Genomic DNA, 26618 nt, shown 5'->3' with positions numbered 1-26618 from the left:
CTTCGGCGAGCATTACCACTACAAGCCGGACGCGTGCCGAACCAGAATGTCTGAAGGGGGATCGCCGCATTGCGCGGTGACGTAGGAGGAGCCATGAGACGGGTCTACTTTCTGTTGCCGACGACGCAATGCGCGCAGTCGATCGTCGGCGAGTTGCTGTCGCTGCGAATCGAGTGGCGACATATCCATTGCCTCGCCAATCACGATGTGATGCGCGACGGGTTGCCGGAGGCGACGCTCGCGCAGCGCAGCGACCTGCTGCCGTCGCTCGCGCGCGGCACCGCGGTCGGCTTCGGGACCGGCATGCTGCTCGGGCTGCTCTTGCTGGTGTTCCCACCCGACGGCTTGCGGATCGGCGGCGGCGTCGTCGTGGCGATCACGCTGTTCGGCGCGGCCTTCGGCGCATGGGTGGCGACGATGATCGGCGTCGACGTGCCGAGCACGCGCCTGAAGCGCTTCGAGGACGGCATCGAGCACGGTGAATTGCTGATGATGATCGACGTTCCGACCGACCGCGTTCACGAGATCGAGGACGCGATCAAGCTTCACCACACGGATGCGCATCTGCAGGGCGAAGATCCGACCATCCCCGCTTTTCCTTGATCGTCGCTCGACCCGTCGGCCGGTGTCACGCCGGCCGCCATGCGCGGCCGCACGCCATCGCTCGATGACGCCGGGCCGCGGATCGTCCGCGCGTCGCCGGCGGCATCGGGTGCCGCCCGCGTTTCAGTTCGCGGTGAGGAGCCGTTTGTAGCGCGCCAGGACGCGCGGCACGTACTCGCGCGTCTGCGGAAACGACGGAATGCGATAACCGGCCCGAATCACGGCGTTCTCCCCGGCGTTGTAGGCAGCGAGCGTGAGTTCGACGTTTTCCTTGAACAGGTCGAGCAGGAAACGCAGATACCGCGCGCCGGCCAGCACGTTGTCGCGCGGATCGAGCATGTCGCCGCCCGAGAAGCGCCGCGCCGTTTCCGGCATCAATTGCATGAGCCCGCGCGCGCCTTTGTCCGAGACCGCCTTCGGGTTGTATCCCGATTCGACGTCGATCACCGCGCGAAGGAGTTCGGGCGGAACGTTGAACGCCGCGCTTGCCTCGGTGATCACGTCCGCGAACGACGACGCGACCGTCGATTTCGGCGCGGCATGCCTCACTGCCGATGCGCTCGGCCCTTCGGCCGCGACGATCACTTTCAGATTGGCCGTGCCGGGCTCGTTGGTCAGGACGATGGCGCCATTGCTCGCCACCGTGCCGTAAATCTGCGCGTGCGCGGCGCACGACCATGCCGAGCCGATTCCCACGCATGCGGCAACGAGCGCTGTTCCCAATACCGATGAAGGGCGGCTGTGCATCTTTCTGGCCTCCTGCATCTGCATTGTCGTTGCGGGTACATCGGATCGGCAATGGGGCGACCTCCTACACTTCGATGCCGCGAAACACCCCCGCGGCGGCGCTGCAAAACTGTTACACAAGTAATGGTCGGTAGCGCCCGATAACCGGGCGAAGTTGACGATTCTTACGCGCAGAAGTTGGTTTCTCCTCAATGCGCGCGTCGTTGCAGCATGAATCGTTTCCTGCGCGGCGGAACGGATCGGATAGTCCCGCTATCCGTAGTCCTACTGATGCGACGCACCACGTCGGAGCGATTCAACCCTGCAACATTCCTGCCATTGCGCGACGTTCGCGCGGGCGCGTCTCCGGCCGGGGTGCCCGCGCGTGGCGCGGTGGCGCGATCCTTGCTCGGAAGACGGACGTGGCCTGTCGCTCGCGAGACGGGGCCATCAGACCGGATCGCGGAACGCAGCGAAGAAATCGTCCGGCACCGTGCAAACGAGGCGTCGAGATCCGACGTGGTGCAAGCGCGGAAAACTTGGGGGAAGCCGTGAATACAAAATGTCGCGTGATGATTGCAGAAGATCACGATCTGCTGCGAAACGGGCTACGGTCGATGCTTTCCGCGCAAGGCGACTACGAAGTCGTCGGCGAGGCGCGCGACGGCAAGGAAGCGTGCCACCTGGCCATGACGCTCGCGCCGGACCTGATCCTGATGGATCTGTCGATGCGCGGGATGAACGGTATCGATGCGAGCGCGACGATCAAGCGGCGGGTACCGACGATCCGCATCGTCGTGCTCACCGTGCATCAGAACGAGGAGTACGTGCGCGAGGCGCTGCGTGCAGGCGTCGAAGGCTACGTGCTCAAGGACGTTTCGTTTGACGAATTGCTGCTCGCGATGCGCATGGTCATGCAGGGAAAGCGGCACCTGAGCGCGGATGTGTACGGCTACATGGTCGACTCGTTCGTGACCGGCCGCGAAACGCCCGCGCCCAAAAAGGCGTGGGACATCCTGACCGCGCGCGAACGCAGCGTGTTGAAGCTGATCGCGGAAGGGCGCACGAACCGGCAGGTCGGCCAGTACCTGAGCCTGAGCCCGAAGACGATCGAGAAGTACCGGGCGAGCATGATGCACAAGCTCCATCTCGCGAATCTGACGGAACTGGTGCTCGTCGCGATGAACATGGGTCTGTTGACCACGCTCGCGGCGAAATGCGCGGAAACGGATGTGGCCGACGTGCCGACCAGGCCGGTCGACGACGACGTGCAGGTGCCCGACGCCGTCGCGCGGCTGGACGACTATCCCGCTGGCGGCGCGAAGCGCTGAGCGTCGCCGGTATCAGAGCGGCCAGGTTGCCGAGACACGCGTGCCCGTCGTGGCGGACGACTGGATCCCGAACGTGCCGCCGTGCGACTCGATGCGATGCTGCATGCCGATCAGCCCGAGCCCCGCCGCGCGTGCGTCGTCGGTCGCAAGCGGATGGCGCTCGTAGCCGACGCCGTTGTCGTCGATCGTCAGCAGCAGCCCACCGGCATCGTGTTGCAGGCCGAGCACGATTTCGGTGGCCTGCGCATGCTTGACGACGTTGTGCAGCGCCTCCTGCGCGACCCGGAACATGTCCGCTTTCAGATGCTCGGGAATCTCGTCGTCGTCGACGTTGCAATTGAACTCGACCGACAACTGGCTCGCGTCACGCTCGATGCGGCGGCACAGCGACGCGAGCGCGGCCGGCAGCCCGAGCCTGTCGAGCATCGGCGGCTTCAGTTCGCCGCAGATCTGGCGCACCTCGCCGATCGTCTCACGAATCCGCAGCACGGCGACGTCGAGCAGAATCGTCGCGTCGGCGATCTCGCCGCGACGAAGCCGCATGAGCGCGTCCTCATTCATCAGCTTGATGAGCGTCAGTGCCTGGCCGAGCCCGTCGTGCAATTCCGCGGCGAGCCGATGCCGCTCCTTCTGCTGGCCCATCAGCAGATACGTGTGGCACGCATGGACGCCCGCATCGTTGGCCGCGTCGCCGCGTCGTGCGGGCTCGGGCATCGGCGATTCCTCGAACAGCGTCAGCCACAGCCCGGTGCCGGGCAGTGCCTGCCGATAGATGACGAATTGCGCGGGATGGCCGCTTCGCCCGCCGAGCATCGCCGTGAACGAATGTTGCTCGCGCGCGGCACTCGCGGCGAGATTGTCCACGAGCCCGACGTGGGCGTCGTCGGGTGCCAGGTCGCGCAGCTGCCGGCCGACGAGTTCGGCGCCCTTGTATCCGAACAGCGCGGCGGTGCTGCGATTGACCGATACGAACGTGCCGTCGTCGGCGAGAATGGCGAGCGCCGCGCCCCGTGCGTCGGTGACGACGGCGCGGCGGCGATCGTCGTGACGAAGCGCACTGCGCAGCTTGCGCATCGCGTCGATCAGATCGAGCAGCCTGATCCTTGGCCCTTCGGGCTGGCGTTCAGTCATGGTGGCTCCCGAGGCGCGTCTTCAGGAAAACGTAAGGTTTCGACCATTCTAGGACGTGACCGATGCGGGCCGCAACATGGGGATTGCGCGTGTTCGTCATAGGGAAACGCCTGCCGCGTGCATTGCGGGATCGTGCCGGGCGGGCATGTCCTACCGGCCTTTGGGGGGCGTCATCCCATGACGCTCTCCGGCAAATTCATGACACTGCATGGGCGGGGCACGGAATTGTCCGCTGCCTCGCTCGTGTCATGGAGGCCGGTATGAACAGGATCGCCAGATCGACGATGGGCGCATTCGTGGTCGCGGGCGTCGCCCTCGCCGCGGCGCCCGCATGGTGCGCGTCCGACGGCGGCGCGATGGAGAACGCCGGCGCAGCGGCGGTCGAAAGCGCGGCGGCGACCGGGAGCGCCACGGACAACCCGGCACCGGAAGCCGTCGACAGTTCGATGGACAAGGACATGCAGAACGGTGTCGAACACGCTGCCGGAAACGCAGCGGACGGCACCGACGGGAATGCCGCCGCCGGCGCGGCGATGCCCGCGCCGGCGCACCCGATGGAGCACGCGATGGAGCCGGCGAGTGACCCTGCCGCGGCGCCCGCCGCGGGACCCGCGATGGCGCCCCCGACCGACGCTCCCGCGCAGCCCGTACCGGCCGCGCCTGCCGGTAACGCGGTCGACAAGGCCGGCGCACCCGTGAGCGACGGCGCGACGGAAGCCGCGGGCATGCACATGCATCACGCGATGATGCCGGGAACCGTGCACACGATGGTCCAGTATGCGGCGCCGACGGTTCAGCTCGTGCGAGACGACGGTCGGACCGTCTTGCTGGCCAAGGAGCTCGACGACGGCCGGCCGGTGATCCTGACGTTCATCTACACCAGCTGCACGACCATCTGCCCGATGATCAGCCAGACGCTCGAGCAATTGCAGGGCGAACTCGGCGCCGACCGCGACAAGGTCCACATCATGTCGATCTCGATCGATCCGGAGGCCGACACGCCGGAGCGGCTCAAGGCTTACGCGGCACGCTTCGGCGCCGGCCCCGAATGGCAGCACTACACCGGGACCGTCGAGGCGAGCGTGGCCGCGCAGCGCGCGTTCAACGTCTTTCGCGGCGACAAGATGAACCACACGCCGGTGACGTTCGTGCGGGCCGCGCCGGGCCAGCCGTGGCTGAGGATCGACGGTTTCGCGACGCCCACCGAGCTGCTCGCTGCCTATCGCGACGTCGTCGCGTCCAACTAGTGCCTGTTCCCGCCGACAGCGGGCCGTGGGTGCCACGTTTCTGCGAGGGAGCGTCGAAATTGGACAACAAGCATCGTGTGCTGATCGTCGAGGATCAGCATCTGTTGCGCGTCGGCCTGAGTCATCTGGTTTCCGAGCTGGCCGACTACTGCATCGTCGGCGCGGCGAGCGGCGGGGTCGAGGCATGTCATCTCGCCGAGAAGACCCGACCCGACCTGGTCCTGATGGATCTGTCGATGCCGGGCGGCAGCGGCTTCGAGGCAATCGCGACGCTCAAGCGCAACGTGCCGCATGCGCGGATCATCGTCCTCACGGTTCATCACGGCGAAGACGACGTGAGCGAGGCTTTCGCCGCCGGTGCGGACGGCTACGTGCTCAAGGACTCGCCGTTCGCCGACCTGGTGCGCGAGATGCGCTTCGTGATGCAGGGCAAGTGCGTGGTCAGCCTCGACGCCTATCGCGCCCGCGCCGGCCTGCATGGGTTGCGCGACGCGAACGCGCACAAGGCGCGCTTGTGGAGCGCGCTGACCAATCGCGAGCGCACCGTGTTGCGCCTCGTCGTCGAGGGGCACACGAGCCGGCAGGTCGGCGAGTGCCTCAAGGTCAGTCCGAAAACCGTGGACAAGCACCGCGCCAATCTGATGCGCAAGCTCGGCATCGCCAACCTGACCGGCCTGGTTCATTTCGCGATCGACATCGGCGTGCTCGCGCTGAACGACGACGACCGTGTGTGAATTCCCTCCATTGACGCATCGCTCAACTGGGGGGGATCTACCCATGGGGATGGACGGCACTCCCTACTTCTGGCGCGTACCCGCGTGAACAAGAATGCAATCAACGGCATCCGCGGCGCCGACGCCGCGGGTTGATACAGGGAGGGAAGCCGTGAGCCATGGATCGTCCTCGATGCCGGCCGGCGGGCCGGACCGGCGGCCGCGCGACGAACGAAGCGTGTGCCGCGCACGCGCGAGCCGCGGCTTCACGTTGCTCGAACTGCTTGTCGTGATGGTCATCATCGGGCTGCTGGCGGGGCTCGTCGCGCCACGGTATTTCGAACAGGTCGGCAAGTCGAACGTGAAGGTCGCGCGCGCGCAGATCGTGTCGCTCGGCCAGGCACTGGATCAGTACCGGCTCGACGTCGGTTCGTATCCGACCACCGAGGAAGGGCTCGATGCGCTCGTGAACAAGCCGCAAAGCGCATCGCGGTGGAGCGGCCCCTATCTGCAGAAGGCCGTCCCGGCGGATCCGTGGGATCGGCCCTATCAGTATCGCTCACCGGGCGAACACGGCGACTACGACCTGTTTTCGCTCGGCAAGGACGGACGCGGGGGCGGGACCGGCGAGAACGTGACGATCTCGTCGTGGTAGCGGCGCGGTCATGGTGCGCGGCGTGAGCAACCGCAAGGAGAGTCGACGTGAAATTCGTGCTGCGGGTATTCGATACGGGCGGGTCGGTGCAGACGCTGCGGATCGACAGCGATTCGCCGGCGAACGCCGCATCGCTCGCGCGCGCGCGCGGCCTGCGCGTCGTGTCGGTCAGCGCGGACGCCGCGCGGCAGCGGCGCAGTACGAACCGGTTCGGGATGCCGCGTGCGCGCTTCGACGTCGACATGTTCGCGCGCGAGCTGGCGGCGCTGCTCGATGCGGGCGTCGGCCTCGTCGACGCATTGCGCACGCTCGGCGGCAGCACCCGGCGCGAAGCGTCCGTCCAGGTGTATCACGACCTGCTGCGGCATCTCGAGGAAGGGCAGGCGCTGTCGATGGCGCTCGAGCACGCGAGCCCGATCTTTCCGCCGGTGCTGGTGGCGTGCGTGAAGGCGAGCGAGCAGACCGGCGGACTGGCCGACAGCCTCACGCGTTATTCGGTCAACAGCGCGACGCTGCGGGAGCTGCGCGCACGCGTCGTGTCGGCGGCGATCTACCCGACGGTGCTGCTGTTCGTCGGCGCGGCCGTCGTGCTGTTCCTGCTCGGCTTCGTGGTGCCGCGGTTCGCCACGCTCCTCGAACACAGCGGGCGCGAACTGCCGCTGATGTCCCGGCTGCTGATGGCGTGGGGCGGCATGGTGCACGCGCATGGCAGCGGGCTGGCCGTTGGCCTGGCCGTGCTGGCGGTCGCCGCCGGGCTCGCGCTGCGGCGGCCGGCCCTGCGGATCTGGCTCGCCGATCGCCTGCTGGCGCTGCCCGGCATCGGGCAACACTTCCGCGTGTTCCGCCAGTCGCAGTTCTATCGCACGACCGCGATGCTGGTCGACGGCGGCATTCCCGCGATTCGCGCGTTCGACCTCGCGCGCGGCCTGGTGGGCCGTGCCGATCAGGCCGCGCTCGCAGCCGCGCTCCAGCAGATCCGCAACGGCGCGAAGATGTCCGATGCGTTTCAGCAGGCCGGCCTCGCGGACGCGATCGGCTATCGCCTGCTGACGGTGGCCGAAAAGACCGGCGCGCTCGGGCCCGTCCTCGACCGGATCGCCGGATTCCAGGAAGCGCAGGTTTCGCGCACGATCGACCTGATCTCGCGACTGATCGAACCCGCGATGATGATCGTGATCGGCGTGGTGATCGGCGGCATCGTCGTGTTGATGTACATGCCGATCTTCGAGATCGCGTCGAGCATCCAGTAGGCCGCCCCGGAGATTCGCATGGACACCGTCATTTCTCCCGTCGATCCCGATCCCGACGCGGATGCCGGCCGGCGCGACCTGCGCGACCTGCTTCGCACGCTCGGCGAACGCCACGGGTCCGGTATTCGCGCGCTCGAGGCATTGACCGCGCACACGGCGCTCGGCGCGGACGAAATACGCGAGCGGCTCGCCGCGCAGTTCAGGATGAAACCGATCGGCATACGCGAGCTGAACCGCCTGGAGCCGGATTTCGAGTTGGTGCCGTTCGTCGAGGCGATGGCGCGTCTCTGCGTGTGCCTGCGCGATCCCGACAGCGGCGCGCTGCTGTTCGCGATTGCCGATCCGCTCGATGCCCGCACGCGCGGCTGGGTCGAACACCGGATGCGCGCGCACCCGACGCTGCCGTACCGATGGGCGCTCGCGAGCGCGGGCGACCTGAGCGCGTATCTGGCGGTGCGCGAGAAGGACATCCGCGCGATGGATTCGCTCGCGTTCGACGACCCGATCCAGTGCGCGCCCGATCCGGCGTCGCTCGCGTTGACGCTGCAGGGCATCAGCAGCGACGACAGCCCCGTGGTGCGCCTGCTCAATTCGACGATCTACGATGCGCTCAAGATGCTGGCGAGCGACATCCACCTCGAATGCAGGGCGGCCGGCTTGATGATCAAGTGCCGCGTCGACGGCGTGCTCACGGTGGTGGGGCGGGTGGAGGGCCGCGACGTCGCGGATCAGGTGCTGTCGCGCGTGAAGGTGATTTCCGAACTCGATATCGCGGAGCGCCGCATCCCGCAGGACGGGCGCTTCAAGGCGATGTACGCGGGACGCGAAATCGATTTCCGCGTGTCGATCATGCCGAATCAGTTCGGCGAGGATGCCGTGTTGCGGATTCTCGACCGCTATCAGCTCTCCCAGGCGTCGGGCGGCCTGACGCTCGAGGCGCTGGGGTTCCAGCCGGCCGACACGCGCTTCATGCGGTCGGTCGCGTCGATGCCGTACGGCATGCTGCTCGTCACGGGGCCGACCGGCAGCGGCAAGACCACGACGCTTTACGCGATCCTCACCGAAATCAACAACGGGCTCGAGAAGATCGTGACGATCGAGGATCCGGTCGAGTACCAGCTGGGCGAGATCCTGCAGATTCCGGTCAACGAGGCGAAGGGCCTGACGTTCGCGCGCGGCTTGCGCTCGATCCTGCGGCACGACCCGGACAAGATCATGGTCGGCGAGATCCGCGATCCCGAAACCGCGCAGATCGCCGTGCAGGCCGCGTTGACCGGCCACCAGGTGTTCACCACCGTGCACGCGAACAACGTGTTCGACGTGATCGGCCGGTTCACGAACATGGAGGTCGATCCGTACAGCTTCGTATCGGCGCTGAACGGCGTCATCGCGCAGCGGCTGCTGCGCCAGTGCTGCACGGACTGTCTCGACGAGGACACGGTGGACGCGGATGCGCTCGCCCGTTCGGGCATCGACCCGGATACGGCCGGCAGCTACCTGTTTCGACGCGGCACCGGGTGCGCGATGTGCCGCGGCAGCGGCTATCGCGGCCGGCGGGCGATCGCGGAGGCGCTGCGCATGAACGACGAACTGCGGCAACTGCTGTCCGAGCGCGCGCCGCTCGGGCACATCAAGGCCGCGGCGCTGCGCTACGGGATGACGACGTTGCGGGCGGCGGCGCTCGACCTGGTCCGGCGCGGCGAAACGACGCTCGAGGAGATCAATCGTGTCACCATGGTCGAATGATCGTCTTGCCGTCGGTGTCGGGACGCGCGAGATCGCCGTCGGCATCCGCACGCGCGCACTGTGGCGGCCGGACCGGCGCGGGTTCGTCGCCGATCCGCTCAGCGTCGCCATTCCCGATGCGCAGTTCGGCAGCGAGGCGGGGATGCTCGATGCGCTGCGCGCCGCGCTGGCCGCGACGCACGATGCCGATGCCGGCGCGAAGCGGGCGCCGGTGCGCGGCGCGCATGTCGTGCTCGACGATTTCTGGTGTTGTCATGCGATCCTGCGCGGAGACTTTCGCGCGCTGCACGCACGCGAGCTGGAGGAAATCGCGCTCGCGCATTTCTCCGACACGTACGGCGTCGCCGCGGAGTCGCTGGTCGCGCGCTTCGACGTGCGGCGCGGTGGCCGGGTGCTCTTTGCCAGCGCGCTGCCGCGTACGCTGTACGACGGCATCCTCGGTACCGGTGCGGCCGGCGACGTGCCGATCCGCTGCCTGCGCGCGGCCCTTCCGGAGACGCTCGGCCGGTTCGCGGTGAAGCCGGACGGCGATGCGATGCTGCTCGTCGTCGACGAGGCGCTGCTGCAAGCGGTCATGATCGAGCACGGCGAGTGGGCCGCGTACGACACGCAGCGCCTCTTTCCGGGCGAGTCCGGCGACGCGTCGCGGCTCGCCGAGCTCGCCGAGCAGCTGTTCGAGCGCTCGGCGATGCGCACGGGCCTGAAGCTCGACGCCTGCAAGGTCTATCTGTCCGGCACCGACCTGGACGTTGCGCCGTTCGGCGCGCGTTGCGCCGCGGTCGCGCTGCCGGGCCGCGCGGCGCACGACGGTTCGCCCGCGCGCCGATTGCTGGAGTACGCGCCATGATCCGCACGCTCGACATCGATTTTTGCCGGCGCCGCGCGCGCATCGGCGCCGGCGGAGTGATCCTCCTCGTTGTCGCCGCGTTGCTGTGGAGCGCGTGCGCCGTCCGGCTCTGGCACACGTACGCGGAAAACGATCGCATCAGGGAGAGCCTGACGGTCGTCCAGCATCGCCTGCTCGCGCAGCAACACGTCGCGAAGCCGCCACCGACCGCGGCCGCCCGGCTTGCGGAAAAGCAGAGCCAGGCCGTGCTGCGCGAGCTGACCGTGCCGTGGCAGACGCTCTTCTCGATCGTCGAGGACTATCCGGGCCATGACGTCGCGCTCATCGGCATCGACCAGAACCCGGCGCAGGGCCAGATTCGCATCACGGCCGAAGCGAAGGACCCGGACGCGATGATCGCGTACCTGAAGTACTTGCAGACGAGCGTCGTGCTGCGCGAGGCGACGCTCAACGGTCATCTCGTCGAGGAGAACGTGGCGGGCAAGCCGGTGCGTTTCCAGATCACGGCCGTCTGGAGGAAATCATGAAAGCCGATCGTTTCGCGGACCGCCTGCTCACGCTTCGCTTCGAGTGGCGACGCGCCTTCGGTCTGCCGGGGCTCGCCGGCGTGCTGATGCTCGGCGCCGCCGCCATCACGTACGCGGCGATCGCGGGCGTCGAGTCCGACACGCGCGCGATGCTTGCGCCGGCCAGTGTGGTGCGCGCCGCACCCGGCCATCGTCGCGTGGATGTGCGCGGCACGGCGGCGGACGCGACCCCGCTCGACGCGCTGCCCGCGCTCTTTCCGGCGTCTTCGCAAAGCGCGGAAGACATCGCGTCGATCTTCGAGCAGGCACGCGACAGCCATCTGACACTCGGGTCGGCCGAGTACCAGATGACGACCGAGTCGGGCGGCCGCTTCGCGCGCTACCAGGTGCTGCTGCCGGTGAAGGACCAGTACGGCGCGATCCGCCATTTTCTTGCATCGGTGCTGAACAACGTGCCGAACGCGGCGCTGCAGGAGATCCACGTCGAGCGTCCGGCAGTGGGCAGCAGCATTCTCGACGCGCGGGTGCGTTTCGAGCTCGTCTACCGGAGCGCCCAGCCATGATCTCCGCCGCCATGAAGCCCGCTTCGCGCCATCGGCTCGCACTCGCGCTGGCTTGCCTCGTCGTCGCCGGTGCCGGATATCGCGTGCTGGTGGCGGCGATGCAGCAGCCGGCGCCGGCTGCCGCAAGCATCGTGGTGCGTCACGACGGGGTGCGGGCGGCGCCCGCGCCGGCCCGTGCGCGCGTCGCGCCGGCCTCTCAGGCCGCAGCGCCCGCGCCCGCGTCGCATGCAGCGGCGGCGACCCCGCGCGAGCAGCTCGCCGCATTGCGTGCGCCCGTGTCCGTCGAAGCCGCACACGATCCATTCACGGCGTCGTCATGGCTGCCGCCGCCGCCCGTCGTGCCGCCGCCGCCCGAGACGCGTCCGGCGCCGCCGACCGCGCCGCCGGTGCCGTTCGTCTATCTCGGCCAGCAGGATGCCAGGTCGGCGAAGCCGCAGGTGTTCCTCGGCAACGGAGATCAGTTGCTGATTGTTTCGCCGGGTGACGTGATCGGCGGCCAGTATCGGGTGGAGTCGGTGTCCGCGTCGAACGTGGTGCTCACCTATCTGCCGCTGAACCAGGTCCAGACGGTGCTCATTCCAGTGGAAGGAAAGTAAATGAAAACCATACGTACACGGGATGCGCGCCGCGATGGGGACGACGGCCGGTCGACATGTCCTGGCTCCGCCCCCCGGGCCGCTGCGCGCTTGGCGCCGCCGGCCGGCCGGTGCGCGACGAAACGCGCGCTGGCGATCGCCGTGGCGCTGCTCGCATGCGGCGGATGTGCGCATGTGCCGAACCTTCACGACGATCCGACCAACGCACAGGTGAAGATCGACGCAATGCACGACCGCAAGGAGGCCGTCGACGATCTGCTCGACAACGCGGACGCGTTTCGCCAGAAGAACGAGTTCGACGACGCGGCCCGCTCCGTCTACATGGCGATGCAACTCGATCCGACCAGCGAGCGCGCGCGCCGGATCGGCACGATGATCGACCAGGACCGCAAGCATCTTGCGATTCTGCAGGAAGCGGACCGCATGATGAAGCGCGGTTCGTACGCGCAGGCGGCCGAGCGCGTGCATCGCGTGCTGGTCGAGGATCCGGCCAATGCGATGGCGGCAAGGATGCAGGCGGAGCTCAGCGAGAAGCGCCGCCAGCAACACGCGGAGCGCGACGACAAGCTCGCGGCGTCGTCGATCATGCGCACGCCGGTGTCGCTGCAGTTCCGCGACGCGAACGTGCGGATGGTGTTCGAGGCCTTGTCGCGGACATCCGGGCTGAACGTCATTTTCGATCGCGACGTGCGCGCCGATCTGAAAACGACGATCTTCGTGCAGAACGCGTCGCTGCAGGACACGGTCGACATGATCCTGTTGCAGAACCAGCTCGACAAGAAGCAGATGAACGCGAACACGCTGTTCATCTACCCGGCGACGCCGGCCAAGGAGCTCGAGTACCAGGAGCTCAAGGTGCGGACGTTCCAGTTGTCGAACGTCGACGCGAAGCAGGTGCAGTCGCTGCTGAAGAGCCTGTTGAAGGTGAAGGAAGCGGTGATCGACGAGCGCGCGAACACGGTGACGATCCGCGGCACCCCCGACATGATCAAGGTCGCCGAGGAGATGATCGCCGCCCAGGACTTGCCGGAGCCGGAAGTGATGCTCGAGGTCGAGGTACTGGAGGTGTCGCATGACCGGATGTCGCAGCTGGGCATCAACTGGCCCAGCTCGTTTACGGTGTCGACGCCGAGCTCGGCCGATACCTGGGGCGTGCTGCACCATCTGCCGATCAATGCGCTGAACGTCAGCAGCCTGTCGGCCACCGCGGACTTCAAGCTGACCGATACCGACGCGAATCTGCTCGCGAGCCCGCGCATCCGCGCGCGCAACAAGGAGAAGGCGCGCATCATGATCGGCGACAAGGTCCCGGTGATCTCGAGCTCGAGCACGCCGAGCACCAGCGGCCCGTCGTTTACGCAGATGATCCAGTACCTCGACGTGGGCATCAAGCTCGAGGTCGAGCCGCAGGTCTATCGCGACGGCGACGTCGGCATCAAGCTGAATCTCGAGGTCAGCAACATCACCAACACGATCTCGAGCGGCAACTCGCAGGGGCTGAGCTCGCTCGCCTACCAGATCGGTACGCGCAGTGCGGCGACCAGCCTGCGGCTGCGGGACGGCGAAACGCAGATCATGGGCGGCCTGATCTCGGACGAGGATCGCCGCAACGCGAACAAGGTGCCGGGTCTCGGGCAGTTGCCGGTGCTCGGCCGCCTGTTCTCCGATCACGGCGGCGATCACAAGAAGACCGAGATCGTGCTGCAGATCACGCCGCATATCGTCCGGCCGCAAGTGGCGGCGGACGCGGACACCCAGGAGGTATGGTCGGGCACCGACGTCAACGTGCACGCCGATCAGCTGCGACTCGATCCGGTTGCGCTGAACGCGGAGGCGCAGAACGCGGAGGCGCCCGCCGCGCCGACGGCGAAGGTCGTTCCGGGCAGCGTGGGAGGCGGGACGTCGGGCGGCAGGGCGCCGACCCCGTTGGAGGCTGCCGCAATCCGCGCGCAGCCGTCGCCCGAGAGCGGCGCGTTCGGACAGATGCCGGCCGCACCGCGTACGACGCCGCCCCCCGAACCCTACGGCGGGCGGTTCTCGAGGCCGCAAACGGCATTGCCTGCACCGGCCGGCGGGGGCGGCGGGGCAGCCGCGGCGGAGCCGCCGCCCGCGGGCAACGAAGTCGCGCCGGCGCCGGGCACCACCGTGACGCCGGTTGCGTCGCCCGCGCCGGCCGAGCAGCCTGCCGCGGCTGCCAATGCACCCGCCGCCGCACCGGCGGCCCCGCCTCCGACGCTGCAGATGCCGGCGGGCGACATTCCGAGCGAAAACCCGCTTCGCCCGGTCGGGAAGTGAGCCGTGGCCGCGCGCAATGCAGCGACTTGCGTCGGCCGCGGCAGCCGCATCGGCCTGCGCGGCTTCACGTTGATCGAGATGGTCATCACGCTCGCGCTCGTGGCGATCCTCGCGCTCGCGGTCATGCCGTTCTCCGAACTGCTCGTGCAGCGGCAGAAGGAACAGGCGTTGAGTGCCGCGTTGCGCGAGATCCGCACCGCGCTCGATGCGTACAAGGAGGCGAGCGACGCGGGGAAGATCGACAAGGAAGCCGAATCGTCCGGCTATCCGCCGTCGCTGACCGTGCTCGTGACGGGCGTGAAAAACGCCCGCGACCCGAAGGGCGGCCTGGTGATGTTCCTGCGCCGCGTGCCGCGCGATCCGTTCTTCACCGGCGACCCCGATACGCCGGACGAGGACACCTGGGACGTGCGTGCATACGGCACGCCGCCGGAGCCGGCGGCGGACGGGCCTCCGGGGGGCTTCGAGCCCGGCAAGGACGTGTTCGACGTGACGTCGAAATCGGCACGTATCGGCATCAACGGCATTCCGTACAAACAGTGGTGACCGGCCATCATGAAACTCGCTCGCATCCGCAGGATCCGCGGCTTTACGCTGATCGAAATCGTGGTCGTGATGGCGCTCATCGGACTGCTTCTGACGTTGGCCGTGCCGCGCTACATGCACAGCATCGAGCATGGCAAGGAGCAGGTGAGGCTGCAGAACCTCGCGGTGATGCGCAATGCGATCGACCAGTATTACGGCGACAACGGGCAGTATCCCGAGACGCTCGACGAGCTGGTCGCGAAGCACTATTTGCGGGCGGTGCCGGTCGATCCGGTCAACGGCGACGACAAATGGACGACGCTTGCCTCGCCGGACGAGAACAAGCCCGGCGTGTACGACGTCGGGCCCGCGAGCGCCGCGCAGGGCGTGCCGCCGGGCGTCGCGGCAACTGCTGCGGCTGGGGCGGCGAAATGAAGCGGGCCGGGCGCCGCGTCGCGCGCGCGCCGCATGCCCGCCGCCGGCGGCAGCGCGGGCTCGTGCTGCTTGCCTTGCTGATCGCGCTGATGCTGATGTCGATCGCCCTGGCCGGCGCGCTGGATGTCTGGTCGCTGCAGCGGCGCCGCGAGCAGGAGCGGCAACTGCTGTTCGTCGGCGACCAGTACCGGAAGGCCATCGTCGGCTATTACCGGCTCGCGCGCGCGTACCCGCAGACGGTCGACGATCTGCTGGAAGACACCCGCTTCGCGAAGCCGATGCACCACCTGCGCCGCGCGTATCCGGATCCGGTCAGCGGCAAGAACGACTGGTCCTTCTTGTGGCGGGGCGAGCGCTTCTACGGCGTGTTCAGCAGCTCGGACGGCGCGACGATCAAGCGCACGGGATTTCCGGATCGGTACATGGATTTCGAAGGAGCCGAGACCTATCGGCAATGGAAGTTCCTTTACCTCGCGCCCGGGCTGTCCGCGCCGCCCGCCGACGCGCCGGCGATTGCCCCGGCGATGCCGGCCAGTGCGCCGAGCCTGTCCGGTTTTCCGGGAGGCACGCTGCCGGGACAGGGCCTGGCCGGCCGGCATTGACGCGCTCGCCGCACAAAAAAAAGCGCGACGCCCGCAACGGGCATCGCGCATCAAACGGCGTGGAGCGCCGACGAATGAACGGTGATGAAGAACGGGGCCCACCAGGGGGGCGGACCTCCTCGCGTGACCCGGTCAGGCCTTCGCGAGCTGGATGCTGGTCTGCTCGGCCGTCAGGTAGCCGACGCTGGCGCCGAAGCGGTCCTTGAAGTTCGTGCGCACGAGCGGATCGAGCGTCGGCTTGACCTTGTCGTGCAGCGGCGATTCCCAGTCGCCGGCGTGCTGGAAGTTGCTCATGATGTAGGTCCAGCCGTTGATCTCGTCGACCGCGTGCAGGCCCGTCGATTCGGCGCCGGCCGGGCACGACAGCACGCGCACGAGCGACTTCGTGTCGACGTTGTAGGCCCACAGGAAGTTGTTCACGTGCATGCCCGAGTCTTCGCCGATGAAGAGCGTGCGCAGCTTTTCGGAGAACTTCAGGTTGTCCGGGTTCGCGATCTTGTCCGGGTTCGCGAGGTTGCCGAGCCCGTCGGCCGCGGCGAGATCCTCGCCGACGAGCGCGGCCGGCGCGCCCATGTCGACCGGCACCCATTCGCTGTCGATCGCGCTGCCGGTCGTGTCGCGCTGGCTGCCCTTCAGGTTCAGCGCATAGACGGCGCCCGCGGCGATCTTCTTGTCGACCGCGACGTCGCGCGATACCGCGTTGCCCTTGACCATCGACGTCTCGATCCGCGACATCGCCGTGTAGACGATCTTGTCCTTCGCGTTCACGGTCGTGCCTTCGAGCTTCGTGAAGCCCATGCTGCCGCCGAGCAGCGCCGCGTAGCGGTGCGTCTCGAGGAACGCGGCCGCCTTTTCCATCCCCGGCTTCACGCGCATCCAGTTGAACTTGCCGCCGAAGTGGATCTTCGTGTAGCTCGCATCGTTCGGGTCGGTGGTCGTCAGGTCCATGATGTCCGACGCCTTCAGCGTGTTCGCGAGCGCCTCGATCTCGCCGCTGGTTGCGTGGCCGATCCTGATCCACGTGAGCGTCGCGGTGCCCGCGCCGGCGGACGACGTCTGCGTCCACTTCGCGACGTACAGCGTGCCGGCGGACAGGTCGGCCGCCTTGTCGGCGACGAACATGAACAGGCCGCCGTTGGTGGCGTCGTCACCCATCATCACGGTGCGCTGGTCCGGCATCACCTGGATCAGCTCGTGCGAGATGCGGCCAAGGCAGTAGTGCTTCTTCACGGTGCCCGTGCCGTCCGGATTCACGGTGATCTCGGGCAGGTGGCCGTAGTGGTAGGGGTTCGCCTTCGTCTCGTCGCCGAACGTGTTCTTGCTGAACGCCTTGAACTGCGCGTCGGTCGCGACCTTCGTCGCGTCCGGCTCGTACTCCTCGCTCGACAGGTGCGTGCCCCACGGCGACAGGCTCGCGCCGCACGTGATCCACAGGCCGTGCGCCTTCGACGTGTCGACGTTGTGGTACTTGACGACCTTCAGCGCGCCGTTGGCCGGATCCTGGTCGAGCGTGATCACCGCGATCGGCGACGGCAGCTGGCCGTATTGCGATGCGCTGGCCTGGTCGCGCGTCGTGTATTCGAACTGCACGACGGCGAACACCGTGTTGCCCTTCACGCCGGGCACGTTCGCGTTCTTCAGCGTCAGCAGCGAGCTGCCGTCCGGGCAGTCGGAATAGAACTGGCGCTCCTTGCCGGCCACCGAGCGATCGATGATCGGCTGGTTGTTGATGTCGTAGTAGCCGCCCGCGAGCGTCGTGCCGCCCTTGCCGTCCGGCACCAGGTCGCCCGTCACGAAGAACGGCCGGTACGCCAGCTTGAAGTTGCGTGCCGAGCCGTCCGAGAACGACACCGACAGCGTCGAGCCGACCGTTGTCGTGGCCATCGCGGCCGCATTGTCGAGCGTCGGGGCGGCCATCGCCGAGAACGTCGCCGACGTGTACGCGGCGGCGACCGGGGCCGGCGTCGACGCGGGATTGTCGTCGCCGCCGCAACCCGTCAGCAGGGCCGGCAGCGCGAGGCCGGAAAGGGGAAGCATCGGCGCGCCGGCGAGGATCTTCAGGGCCTGACGACGGGCAGCATTGGGCAACGCGGGCATGTGGAGTCCAGTTTCGGTTGTTGGAAGAATGGCCTTCGCGAAGCAGGCGGTCGGCAAGCTCGGCGAAGGCAAATTGAAAACTGGACGGAAGTGTAGGGACGCTAGATGAAAGTTTTTTGAATTGAAAACGTAATGATGTGTCGGGCGGCCGTCAGGTGAACGGACGGCCGCCGGGCGCAAGCGTTTGCGCTCAATCGCGTTCGGGCGTTGCCGAGATGCGGTGGATCGACAGGTCCGCGCCGTCGAACTCGGCTTCGCGGTCGAGGCGCAGCCCGACGGTCGCTTTCAGCGCGCCGTAGACGAGCGTGCCGCCGGCGGTCGCGATCGCGATGCCGCCGAGCGTGCCGACGAGTTGCGACAGGAACGACACGCCGCCGAGACCGCCGAGCGCGGGCAGGCCGAACACGCCGGCCGCGAGGCCGCCGAGCGCGCCGCACATGCCGTGCAGCGGCCACACGCCGAGCACGTCGTCGATGCGCCATTTGTTCTGCACGCAGGTGAACATCGCGACGAACAGCGCACCGGCCGCGGCGCCCGTGACGAGCGCGCCGATCGGGTGCATCACGTCGGAGCCCGCGCACACGGCGACGAGGCCCGCGAGCGGCCCGTTGTACGTGAAGCCCGGGTCGTTGCGGCCGGCCATCCACGCGGCGAGCGTGCCGCCGACCATCGCCATCAGCGAGTTCACGGCGACGAGGCCGCTGATCTTGTCGAGCGTCTGCGCGCTCATCACGTTGAAGCCGAACCAGCCGACCGCGAGCACCCACGCGCCGAGCGCGAGGAACGGGATGTTCGACGGCGGGTGCGCGGCGATCCGGCCGTCCTTCGCATAACGGCCGTGGCGCGCGCCGAGCAGCAGCACGGCGGGCAGCGCGACCCAGCCGCCGAACGCGTGCACGACGACGGAGCCCGCGAAATCATGGAACGGCGCACCGAACGCGTGCGTGAGCCAGGCCTGCACGCCGAAGCGCTCGTTCCAGGCGATCCCTTCGAAGAACGGATAGATGAAGCCGACGATGATCAGCGTCGCGACGAGCTGCGGATTGAACTTCGCGCGTTCGGCGATGCCGCCGGACACGATCGCGGGGATCGCCGCCGCGAAGGTCAGCAGGAAGAAGAAGCGCACGAGCGCATAGCCGCTGTGCTGCGACAGCGTGCCGATGTCGTCGAAGAACTCGACGCCGTACGCGATCGTGTAGCCGATGAAGAAATACGCGAGCGTCGACACCGAGAAGTCGACCAGGATCTTCACGAGCGCGTTGACCTGGTTCTTCTTGCGGACCGTGCCGAGTTCGAGAAATGCGAAGCCCGCGTGCATCGCGAGCACCATGACGGCGCCGATCAACAGGAACAGTGTGTCGACGCCGGATTTCAGACCATCCATGCCGTGGCTTCCTTGCGCAAAAAACGGGCAAGGAATGCAAGTATCGAGCCAACTTGGTGAACGGCTGCGTGGAGTTGGTGCTTCAATGCCGTGGGTTGCGGCAATCCGGTGAATCGTGCACGGGAAGGGGGCGTGGCCGGTGCGGGGGTGACGTGATGCCGGATGCACGCGTGTGGTGCGACGTGTGCGGAACTGGTGCGCGAGATATGTCGATTGGCGCGGCGTGGTGCGTGATGGTGCGTTGCCGCGCACCGTTGCGGCGCGTCAGTGGCGCGGGAACAGCGGCGGCGGCCGGCGCAGCCGCAGCGCGCACGCCGACCAGTAGGCGGCGACGGTCGTCAGCCCGAGCGCGGCAAACGCGAGTGCCGCGAAGCCCGCCAGCGACTGACCGTCGGCGGTGGGGCCGAGGATGCCTTCCGCGACGATCAGCGCGGCCGTCCAGAAGCCGATCACGGCCTGCGTGAGCAGGCGCGCGGACGCGACGCGGCGCGGGCGCCCGGATTCGGCCAGGCGGCGCGCCGACGGCGGGCGCAGGCACAGGAACAGGGTGGCGGCGAGCACGGCGGCCAGGGCGATGAGCCAGTCGACGAGGAAATCCATGAGAAAAAGGGGGCGCGTCCCAAGCGGATTGAAGCGTGCCCACTTTAGTGTCCTCGCGTGTGCGATTGAATCAGACGAGTCCGAAATTGAAAGCCATTTTTAATCACGGTGCGTGATTGGCCCTGTTCCACAGGCGGTATCATCGACGTCGGTCCAACCACGAGGCCGCGCGACGCGCGGCCGGAGATTGCTGATGAACATGAAGACATCGCGGGCGCGTCGCGTGCCCGGGTCCGTACTGGCGGCCGTGGCCGCGGGTGCGCTGTTGTTGCTTGCGGGCTGCGAGAAGTCCGGCGCGCCGGTCACGCAACCCGATACGGCCGCGAGTGCGGCCGCCGATGCCGCGAACAATGCGGCCAAGGCGCTCGACCAGGTCGCGAGCACCGTCAACCAGCAGCTCAACGCCGCGAAGGCCGGCATCGCGTCCGCGGCGTCGGCCGTGCCGCCGCTGTCCGCGAGCGGCCTCGCCTCCGCCGCGCAGGCACAGATCGACGCGGCCGCGTCCGCGGTCGTCGCGCATGCGGCTTCCGAAGCCGGCGCGAAAATCGCCGAAGCCGGCAAGAAGCTCCAGCAGTGGAGCCAGCAGAACGCGCCGGGCGCCAAGCCCGCGAGCGGAGAGTGACGCGGGCTTGCATGATCCGCTAAATGTAATTATGATGGTTACATATGTCGCCGGCTGCGGGATGGGCCGGCGTCGTCAAGTGAGTCAGGAATGAATACCAGCAGCCGGTTCGCGTTTGCCGTCCACGTGCTTGCCTTGCTGTCGATGCAGGAGGGCGTGCCGTTGTCGTCCGACATCATCGCGGGCAGCGTGAACACGAATCCGGCGCTGATCCGCCGGTTGCTGTCGATGCTGGCGGCCGCGGGGCTGACCACGTCGCAACTGGGCGCGGGCGGCGGTGCGCTGCTGGCGCGCGAGCCCGGCGCGATCACGCTGCTCGACGTGTATCGCGCGGTCGACGATGCGCAACTGTTCGCGCTGCACCGTGAGGCGCCGAATCCCGCGTGTCTCGTCGGGCGGCACATCCAGAGCGCGCTGGTCGACTACATCGGCGACGCGCAGCGGGCGATGGAAGCGTCGCTGGGCACGCGCACGCTGGCCGACGTGACGGCCGACGTGCTGGATCTGGAGCAGCGCACGCAGCAGGCGGCACGCGCCGGCGGGTGACTGGCGGCAGGGCAGGAGGCCGGACGGCGCGAGAGGCGTGGCGGCCGGCGCAACGGGGGCTTTGCCCCGTTTTTTTCGGTCTTATATGTAATTAACTACGTTACATATTTTTCTTACTGGAGAATCGATATGACGCAACGTACCTTGAATATCGCGCTGTTCGGCGCCACCGGCACGATCGGCTCGCGCATCGCCGCGGAAGCGGCACGACGCGGCCATCGCGTGACCGCGCTGTCGCGCCATCCGGGTGCAGCCGGCGATGGCATCACCGCGAAGGCGGCCGACCTGTTCGACGCGGCCAGCATTGCGGCCGCGCTGCCGGGCCATGACGTCGTCGCGAGCGCGTACGGCCCGAAGCAGGAGGATGCGGCGAAGGTCGTCGCGGCTGCGAAGGCGCTGGTTGCCGGCACGCGCCAGGCGGGGCTGAAGCGGCTCGTCGTGGTGGGCGGCGCCGGTTCGCTCGAAGTTGCGCCGGGCAAGCAGCTCGTCGACAGCGAAGGTTTTCCGGAAGCGTACAAGGCGGTCGCACTCGCGCACCGCGATGCACTCGACTACCTGAAGACGGTCGGCGATCTCGACTGGACGTTCTTCGCGCCGGCCGCGCTGATCGCCCCGGGCGAGCGCACGGGTACGTTCCGCACGGGCGTCGGCAAGCTGATCGCGGACGCACAAGGCAACAGCAAGATCTCGGCGGAAGACTACGCGGTCGCGTTCGTCGACGCGCTCGAGCAAGGCAGCTTCGTGCACGAGATCGCGACGGTCGCGTATTGAGCGGTGCGCTGACGCTGGCCAGTGGCGCGTGAGCGCCGGGCTGGCTACGATTTGCAGGAACGCCAGGCGATTCCCCTTCACGGGCGGAGTCGCCTGTTTCTTTTGGCGCGTGCGGTGTGGCGGCGGATTCGCTCGCTCCGCGCGCGTGCGGGATCGGTATTTATACCGGTCGACGCGGCGAAGCCGTTTTCATATTGTTCCCCGTTGTGCAGGATGCATAGAATAAATTTCTATCGACGAGGGACTGGAGAAATGGACGCCATCGATCGCAAGCTGCTGGAGCTGTTGCAGGCGGATGCCACGCTGCCGATCGCGGAACTGGCGCAGCGCGTGAACCTGTCGCAGACGCCGTGCTGGAAGCGCGTGCAGCGGCTCAAGGAAACCGGCGCGATTCGCGCGCAGGTTGCGCTGTGCGATCCGCGCAAGCTCGGGGTCGGCACGACCGTGTTCGTCGCGATCCGCACGAACCAGCACACCGAGGAATGGGCGCAGCGTTTCACGCAGGCCGTGCGCGACATGCCGGAAGTGGTCGAGGTGTACCGGATGAGCGGCGAGACCGATTACCTGCTGCGTGTCGTGGTAACCGGCATCGACGATTACGACCGCGTCTACAAGCAGCTGATTCGCGCGGTGCCGCTGTTCGACGTGAGCTCGTCGTTTGCGATGGAGCAGATCAAGTATTCGACCGCGCTGCCCGTGCGCGATCTTGCCGAGCCGGCCTGACCCGGCAATGAAACGCGTCGTTGAAACGACGCAGGTGCGCAGCGTGCTCGCGAGTTCAGCGGCCGCGCGCCAGGGCGCGCGCGCGTTCGTCGGCCAGCGCGTCGCGGCGCACGAAATCCGCGACGAACGGGCTGGCCGGATGGTGATGCAGCGCGTACGGCGTATCCCATTGCGCGAGCTGGCCGTCCTTCATCACGCCGATCCGGTCGGCGATCGCGAACGCCTCGGCCTGGTTGTGCGTGACGAGGATCGCGGTATGGCCCGTGCGTTTCAGGATGTCGCGCAGCTCGAACGCGAGCCGCTCGCGGGTATCGACGTCGAGGTTCGAGAACGGCTCGTCGAGGAGCAGTAGCTCCGGCGACGGTGCGAGCGCACGCGCGAGTGCGACGCGCTGCTGCTGGCCGCCCGACAGCTCGTGCGGATACGCGCCGCCGGCATCGGCGAGGCCGACGAGTTCGAGCATTTCCGCGACACGCACGCGCCGTTCGGCCTTCGGCATGCGCCGCAGGCCGAACGCGACGTTGTCCGCCGCGCTCAGGTGCGGGAACAGCGCGTAATCCTGGAACATCATGCCGATGCGCCGCCGCTCGGGCGGCACGTCGAGCGATGGCGCCGCGATGGGCACGCCGTCCAGCATGATGCGTCCCATGCGCACCGGCTCGAAGCCGGCGATCGCGCGCAGCACGGTGGTCTTGCCGCAGCCGGACGCGCCGAGCAGGCAGCCGATGTCGCCGCGCGGCAGCGCGAGGCTCAGCCCGTCGACGACGGTGCGGCGGCCGTGCGGCGTGTCGTAGGCGAGGCAGAGGTCATCGAGTTCGAGCAGATTCACGGTGTCAGGCTCCGATCTTGTGGCGGGTGCGGGCGAGCAGGATCACGGGCACGAGCCCGGCCAGCACGATCGCGAGCGCGGCGACCGCGCCTTCCTCGTAGGTGCCGCGCGCGGCTTCCGCATACAGCCAGGTCGCGAGCGTGTCGAAGTTCAGCGGACGCAGCAGCAGCGTCGCCGGCAATTCCTTCATCGCGTCGACGAACACCAGCAGCGCGCTCGTCGTGAGCGCGGGCCGCAGCAGCGGCAGGTGCACGCGGCGCAGCGTGCCGCCGGCCGTCTCGCCGAGCGAGCGCGCCGCCTGTTCGAGCGACGGCGGAATGCGCGCGAGGCCGGCCTCGATGCTGCCGGCCGGGATCGCGAGAAAGCGCACGGTATAGGCGATCACGAGCGCGGCCGACGAGCCCATCAGCAGCAGCCCGTCGCGGCCGAGCGCCGCGCCGAACAGCCGGTCGGCCGCCGCGAACGGGATCAGCAGGCCGATCGCGAGCACGGTGCCGGGCACCGCATAGCCGAGGCTCGCGATTCGCGCGCACACGCGGGCCGGGCCCGCGCGGGCGCTGTCGCGTTGCGCGCGCGCGGCCCATGCGACGACGAGCCCGCACGCGAGCGTCGCGACGGTGGCGGCGGTGGCGATCGTCAGCGTGTTCGCGAGCCCGGTCATCAACTGTGCGGATACGCCGCCGACCAGATGCAGCCGCTTGGCCGTCTCGACCGCGAGGTACGCAGCCGGTGCGCCGAAACCGAGCAGCACGGGCAGCCAGCCGATCACGGCGGCGCCCAATGCGGCCGTGCCCGTCAGGCGGCGCGGCGCGATCGGCCGCATGCGCCGGCCATGCGCGTAGCGCTGGCGGCGGCGCCCGTAGCGTTCGAGGACGATCATGCCGACGACGATCGCGAGCATCGCGAGTGCGATCTGCGCGGCACCGGCGAGGTCGGAGCGCGTGATCCACGTCGTGTAGACGGATACGGTGAGCGTTTGCACACCGAGGAATTCCGACGCGCCGATGTCGTTCAGCGTTTCGAGCAGCGCGAGGCTCACGCCCACCGCGATCGCGGGCCGCGCGAGCGGCACGACGACGCGCCAGAACGTGGCGATGCGTCCCGCGCCGAGCGTGCGCGCGGCTTCGAGCAGGCTCGCGGACTGCGTGACGAACATCGCGCGCGTGCTCAGGTAAACATACGGATACAGCACGAAGCCGAGCACGAAGATCGCGCCGGGCAGCGAGCGCAGGTCGGGCAGGCGGAACTGGCGCGGGCTGTCGAAGCCGAGCAGCCAGCGGACCGCGCCCTGCACCGGGCCGATCGGGTGCAGCAGGTCGAGATAGGCGAACGCGACGATGTAGGTGGGAACCGCGAGCGGCAGCAGCAGCGCCCACGTCAGCATCCGGCGGCCGGGAAAGTCGTATGCGGTGACGAGCCACGCGCAGCCGGTGCCGACGATCGACACGATCGCGCCGACGCCCGCGAGCAGCAGCAGCGTATTGACGAGCGCCTGCGGCAGCACGAATTCGGCGAGATGGCGCCAGTGCGCGAGATCGGCGTCGAACGCGGCGGCCACGAGCACCGCGAGCGGCGCCGCCACAGCCGCGGCGATCGCCAGCGCCGCGAGCAGCCACAGGCTGCCCGCGCGCGGCAGCACGCGCGGCCGGCAGGGCGGGCGGCGCCCACCGCCGGCGGGGGTTGCGTCAGTTGTCAAAACCGACCTTGTCGACCAACTGGCTCGCCTGCTTGCGATGCTTCGCGATGTCCGCCAGCGGCAGCGGGTCGATCTTCAGCGTGCCGAAGCTGGCGATCACCGGGTCGAGCTTCACGTTCGCGCGCACCGGGTATTCGTAGTTCGCCTGCGCATACAGCGCCTGCGCTTCCGGCGACACGAGGTACTCGAGCAGTTTCACCGCGTTGGCCTTGTGCGGCGCATGCTTCGCGACCGTCGCGCCGCTGATGTTCACGTGCGTGCCGCCGCTCTTCGCGTTCGCGAACGTCGGCCGCACGACCTTGATCGCGTCGCCCCACTTGCGCGCATCGCTGCCGGGCTCCGCATTCTTCATGTGGCCGACGTAGTAAGCGTTCGCGAGGCCGACGTCACAGATGCCGCCGAGGATGTCGCGCGCGACGTCGCGGTCGCCGCCCGTCGCCTTGCGCGCGAGGTTCGCCTTCACGCCGCGCAGCCACTTCTCGGTCGCCGCTTCGCCGTCGTGCGCGATCATCGCCGCGACGAGCGCCGTGTTGTACGGGTGCTGGCCCGAGCGGATGCAGACCTTGCCCTTCCATTTCGGATCGGCGAGATCCTCGTAGCGGAACGCGTCGACCTTCAGGTCCTTCTCGACGTACAGCACGCGGTCGCGCAGCGACAGCGCGTACCAGTCGCCGTTCGCGCCGCGCAGGTTCGCGGGAATCGCGTCGTCGAGCGCCTTCGAGCGCACCGGCTGCGTGAGCCCGCCGTCGACGAGGTCGAGCAGGTTGCCGACGTCGACCGTCATCAGCACGTCGGCCGGCGACTGCGCGCCTTCCGCCTTCACGCGCTCGAGCAGGCCGTCCTTCACGAACACGGTGTTGACCTTGACGCCGCTCTGCTTCGTGAAGGCATCGATGAGCGGCTGGATCAGCTTCGGTTCGCGGGTGGTGTACAGGCTCACTTCCTCGGCCGCGTGGGCCAGCGGCGCGAATGCGGCGGCGGCAAGGGCGAGGGCGCCGGCAAGCGGCAGCAGGCGGGTGCGCGGATTCGACATGAAGACTCCGGAAGGGGCAGGTGGACGATGGGAGCGTTCCGGGGCGCGCCTGCCGCCCGAGCGACCCGAAACATTACAAAATGAAAGACTCGAGATTCTAGATCGAAATGGGAACGATTATCAAATGAAAGCTTGCGGCGGGCGGGCGGAGGGCGGGGAAGGGGATCGGAAACGGCGCGTCGCAGCGGGCGCGCAAGCGCGTAGAATGCCCGCTTCGATGAATTTGACGGAGTCGCCCCGACCATGAACGATCAGCGCAAGAAGAACCCTGTCCGCAACGTGAGCATCCTGATCGTCGTGGCCGTGCTGCTCGTGATCGGGACGATCCTGTACAACGCGATTTCGCAGAAGCACGCGTACGACGAGGCCCATCCGGCCGAGGCCGCGAGCGCGGCGTCGCACTGACGTGCCGATGCGCGGCCCGCCGGGCCGCGCACGCAGGGTGGATGTGAAGGGGATGAGGCCCCGGCTGTTGGCGCGCGGGATGCCGCGCGGAGCCGGAAGAGAAGCGGGCGCCCGAGCCGG

Annotated in this window: 28 protein-coding genes; 20 read left to right on the top strand and 8 right to left on the bottom strand. The window is 68.1% G+C overall.

Annotated elements, in window-relative coordinates; genetic code table 11:
* The first annotated feature begins 93 nt into the window (after nt 1-93).
* Entirely contained in the window at nt 94-603 is a 510-nt protein-coding gene (locus LGM89_RS17015) for a DUF1269 domain-containing protein (RefSeq protein ID WP_226206691.1), read from the top strand.
* A 123-nt stretch (nt 604-726) separates the two neighbouring features.
* On the opposite strand, the gene LGM89_RS17010 is transcribed toward LGM89_RS17015, so the two are convergent.
* The gene (locus tag LGM89_RS17010; RefSeq protein ID WP_226273645.1) at nt 727-1350 is read right to left on the bottom strand and encodes a lytic transglycosylase domain-containing protein; all 624 of its coding nucleotides are present in this window, start codon (nt 1348-1350) and stop codon (nt 727-729) included.
* A 530-nt stretch (nt 1351-1880) separates the two neighbouring features.
* On the opposite strand from LGM89_RS17010, the gene LGM89_RS17005 reads away from it, so the two are divergent.
* Nucleotides 1881-2660 (top strand): response regulator, encoded by a 780-nt coding sequence (locus LGM89_RS17005; protein ID WP_226273489.1) that lies wholly within the window; start codon nt 1881-1883, stop codon nt 2658-2660.
* Nucleotides 2661-2672: 12 nt separating this feature from the next.
* Here the strand turns inward: LGM89_RS17005 and LGM89_RS17000 are convergent, their stop codons facing one another.
* Nucleotides 2673-3791, bottom strand: a complete 1119-nt coding sequence (locus LGM89_RS17000) for an ATP-binding protein (RefSeq protein ID WP_226273488.1) — start codon at nt 3789-3791, stop codon at nt 2673-2675.
* 614 nt (nt 3792-4405) lie between these two features.
* Here LGM89_RS17000 and LGM89_RS37315 point away from each other — a divergent pair.
* The 13 genes from LGM89_RS37315 (at nt 4406) to LGM89_RS16935 (ending at nt 15792) form a co-directional block, all read left to right on the top strand.
* Nucleotides 4406-5038: an SCO family protein gene (locus tag LGM89_RS37315; protein ID WP_373452537.1), complete on the top strand. Its 633-nt coding sequence runs from the start codon at nt 4406-4408 to the stop codon at nt 5036-5038.
* 59 nt (nt 5039-5097) lie between these two features.
* Entirely contained in the window at nt 5098-5772 is a 675-nt protein-coding gene (locus LGM89_RS16990; protein WP_089494434.1) for a response regulator, read from the top strand.
* A 172-nt stretch (nt 5773-5944) separates the two neighbouring features.
* Entirely contained in the window at nt 5945-6406 is a 462-nt protein-coding gene (gene gspG / locus LGM89_RS16985) for a type II secretion system major pseudopilin GspG (protein ID WP_089494435.1), read from the top strand.
* Between the two features lie 47 nt (nt 6407-6453).
* Entirely contained in the window at nt 6454-7656 is a 1203-nt protein-coding gene (locus LGM89_RS16980; RefSeq protein ID WP_226273486.1) for a type II secretion system F family protein, read from the top strand.
* A gap of 18 nt (nt 7657-7674) precedes the next feature.
* A complete protein-coding gene (locus tag LGM89_RS16975; protein ID WP_226273485.1) occupies nt 7675-9402 on the top strand; it encodes a GspE/PulE family protein in 1728 nt (575 codons plus the stop codon).
* Nucleotides 9383-10249, top strand: a complete 867-nt coding sequence (locus LGM89_RS16970) for a hypothetical protein (RefSeq protein ID WP_226273484.1) — start codon at nt 9383-9385, stop codon at nt 10247-10249. The genes LGM89_RS16975 and LGM89_RS16970 overlap by 20 nt, the downstream gene beginning before the upstream one ends.
* Nucleotides 10246-10776: a hypothetical protein gene (locus tag LGM89_RS16965; RefSeq protein ID WP_089494439.1), complete on the top strand. Its 531-nt coding sequence runs from the start codon at nt 10246-10248 to the stop codon at nt 10774-10776. The genes LGM89_RS16970 and LGM89_RS16965 overlap by 4 nt, the downstream gene beginning before the upstream one ends.
* The gene (locus LGM89_RS16960) at nt 10773-11339 is read left to right on the top strand and encodes a hypothetical protein (protein ID WP_089439615.1); all 567 of its coding nucleotides are present in this window, start codon (nt 10773-10775) and stop codon (nt 11337-11339) included. Before LGM89_RS16965 ends, LGM89_RS16960 begins: the two co-directional genes overlap by 4 nt.
* Complete coding sequence (locus tag LGM89_RS16955; protein WP_226273483.1) at nt 11336-11935, top strand: hypothetical protein; 600 nt, start codon at nt 11336-11338, stop codon at nt 11933-11935. Before LGM89_RS16960 ends, LGM89_RS16955 begins: the two co-directional genes overlap by 4 nt.
* Before the next feature lie 174 nt (nt 11936-12109).
* Nucleotides 12110-14230, top strand: coding sequence for a secretin N-terminal domain-containing protein (locus tag LGM89_RS16950; protein WP_413227470.1), 2121 nt, complete (start codon nt 12110-12112; stop codon nt 14228-14230).
* A 3-nt stretch (nt 14231-14233) separates the two neighbouring features.
* Complete coding sequence (locus LGM89_RS16945; RefSeq protein WP_226206682.1) at nt 14234-14776, top strand: type II secretion system protein; 543 nt, start codon at nt 14234-14236, stop codon at nt 14774-14776.
* 9 nt (nt 14777-14785) lie between these two features.
* Nucleotides 14786-15190: a type II secretion system protein gene (locus LGM89_RS16940; RefSeq protein ID WP_226273481.1), complete on the top strand. Its 405-nt coding sequence runs from the start codon at nt 14786-14788 to the stop codon at nt 15188-15190.
* Nucleotides 15187-15792: a type II secretion system protein gene (locus LGM89_RS16935; protein ID WP_413227469.1), complete on the top strand. Its 606-nt coding sequence runs from the start codon at nt 15187-15189 to the stop codon at nt 15790-15792. Before LGM89_RS16940 ends, LGM89_RS16935 begins: the two co-directional genes overlap by 4 nt.
* Before the next feature lie 132 nt (nt 15793-15924).
* On the opposite strand, the gene LGM89_RS16930 is transcribed toward LGM89_RS16935, so the two are convergent.
* From LGM89_RS16930 to LGM89_RS16920, 3 genes are all read right to left on the bottom strand, one after another.
* Nucleotides 15925-17889, bottom strand: a complete 1965-nt coding sequence (locus LGM89_RS16930; RefSeq protein ID WP_089494446.1) for a PhoX family protein — start codon at nt 17887-17889, stop codon at nt 15925-15927.
* Between the two features lie 190 nt (nt 17890-18079).
* Nucleotides 18080-19273, bottom strand: a complete 1194-nt coding sequence (locus LGM89_RS16925) for an ammonium transporter (RefSeq protein WP_069256214.1) — start codon at nt 19271-19273, stop codon at nt 18080-18082.
* A gap of 264 nt (nt 19274-19537) precedes the next feature.
* Entirely contained in the window at nt 19538-19873 is a 336-nt protein-coding gene (locus LGM89_RS16920) for a hypothetical protein (protein ID WP_089494447.1), read from the bottom strand.
* Nucleotides 19874-20066: 193 nt separating this feature from the next.
* Here LGM89_RS16920 and LGM89_RS16915 point away from each other — a divergent pair, with 193 nt between their 5' ends.
* The 4 genes from LGM89_RS16915 to LGM89_RS16900 all read left to right on the top strand — a co-directional run bounded on the left by LGM89_RS16915 (nt 20067) and on the right by LGM89_RS16900 (nt 22535).
* Entirely contained in the window at nt 20067-20495 is a 429-nt protein-coding gene (locus tag LGM89_RS16915) for a hypothetical protein (RefSeq protein WP_089494448.1), read from the top strand.
* 90 nt (nt 20496-20585) lie between these two features.
* Nucleotides 20586-21041 (top strand): Rrf2 family transcriptional regulator, encoded by a 456-nt coding sequence (locus LGM89_RS16910; RefSeq protein ID WP_089494449.1) that lies wholly within the window; start codon nt 20586-20588, stop codon nt 21039-21041.
* Between the two features lie 129 nt (nt 21042-21170).
* Nucleotides 21171-21812, top strand: a complete 642-nt coding sequence (locus LGM89_RS16905) for an NAD(P)-dependent oxidoreductase (RefSeq protein WP_089494450.1) — start codon at nt 21171-21173, stop codon at nt 21810-21812.
* A gap of 252 nt (nt 21813-22064) precedes the next feature.
* Entirely contained in the window at nt 22065-22535 is a 471-nt protein-coding gene (locus LGM89_RS16900) for an Lrp/AsnC family transcriptional regulator (RefSeq protein WP_069247564.1), read from the top strand.
* 55 nt (nt 22536-22590) lie between these two features.
* On the opposite strand, the gene LGM89_RS16895 is transcribed toward LGM89_RS16900, so the two are convergent.
* The 3 genes from LGM89_RS16895 to LGM89_RS16885 are packed head-to-tail and all read right to left on the bottom strand — an operon-like array spanning nt 22591 to nt 26093.
* The gene (locus LGM89_RS16895; protein ID WP_226206678.1) at nt 22591-23364 is read right to left on the bottom strand and encodes an ABC transporter ATP-binding protein; all 774 of its coding nucleotides are present in this window, start codon (nt 23362-23364) and stop codon (nt 22591-22593) included.
* A gap of 4 nt (nt 23365-23368) precedes the next feature.
* On the bottom strand, nt 23369-25060 hold the full coding sequence (locus LGM89_RS16890; protein WP_089494452.1) for an ABC transporter permease: 1692 nt from the start codon (nt 25058-25060) through the stop codon (nt 23369-23371).
* Entirely contained in the window at nt 25050-26093 is a 1044-nt protein-coding gene (locus tag LGM89_RS16885) for a Fe(3+) ABC transporter substrate-binding protein (RefSeq protein ID WP_089424913.1), read from the bottom strand. Before LGM89_RS16885 ends, LGM89_RS16890 begins: the two co-directional genes overlap by 11 nt.
* Before the next feature lie 243 nt (nt 26094-26336).
* Between LGM89_RS16885 and LGM89_RS16880 the strand changes: the two genes are divergently transcribed.
* Nucleotides 26337-26498: a hypothetical protein gene (locus tag LGM89_RS16880; RefSeq protein ID WP_006476417.1), complete on the top strand. Its 162-nt coding sequence runs from the start codon at nt 26337-26339 to the stop codon at nt 26496-26498.
* Nucleotides 26499-26618 lie beyond the last annotated feature (120 nt).

This window comes from Burkholderia sp. AU31624, from assembly GCF_020420065.1.
Lineage (GTDB): Bacteria > Pseudomonadota > Gammaproteobacteria > Burkholderiales > Burkholderiaceae > Burkholderia.
The sequence above is the reverse complement of the archived record's forward strand: the minus strand, read 5'-3'. Positions and strand labels throughout refer to the sequence as shown.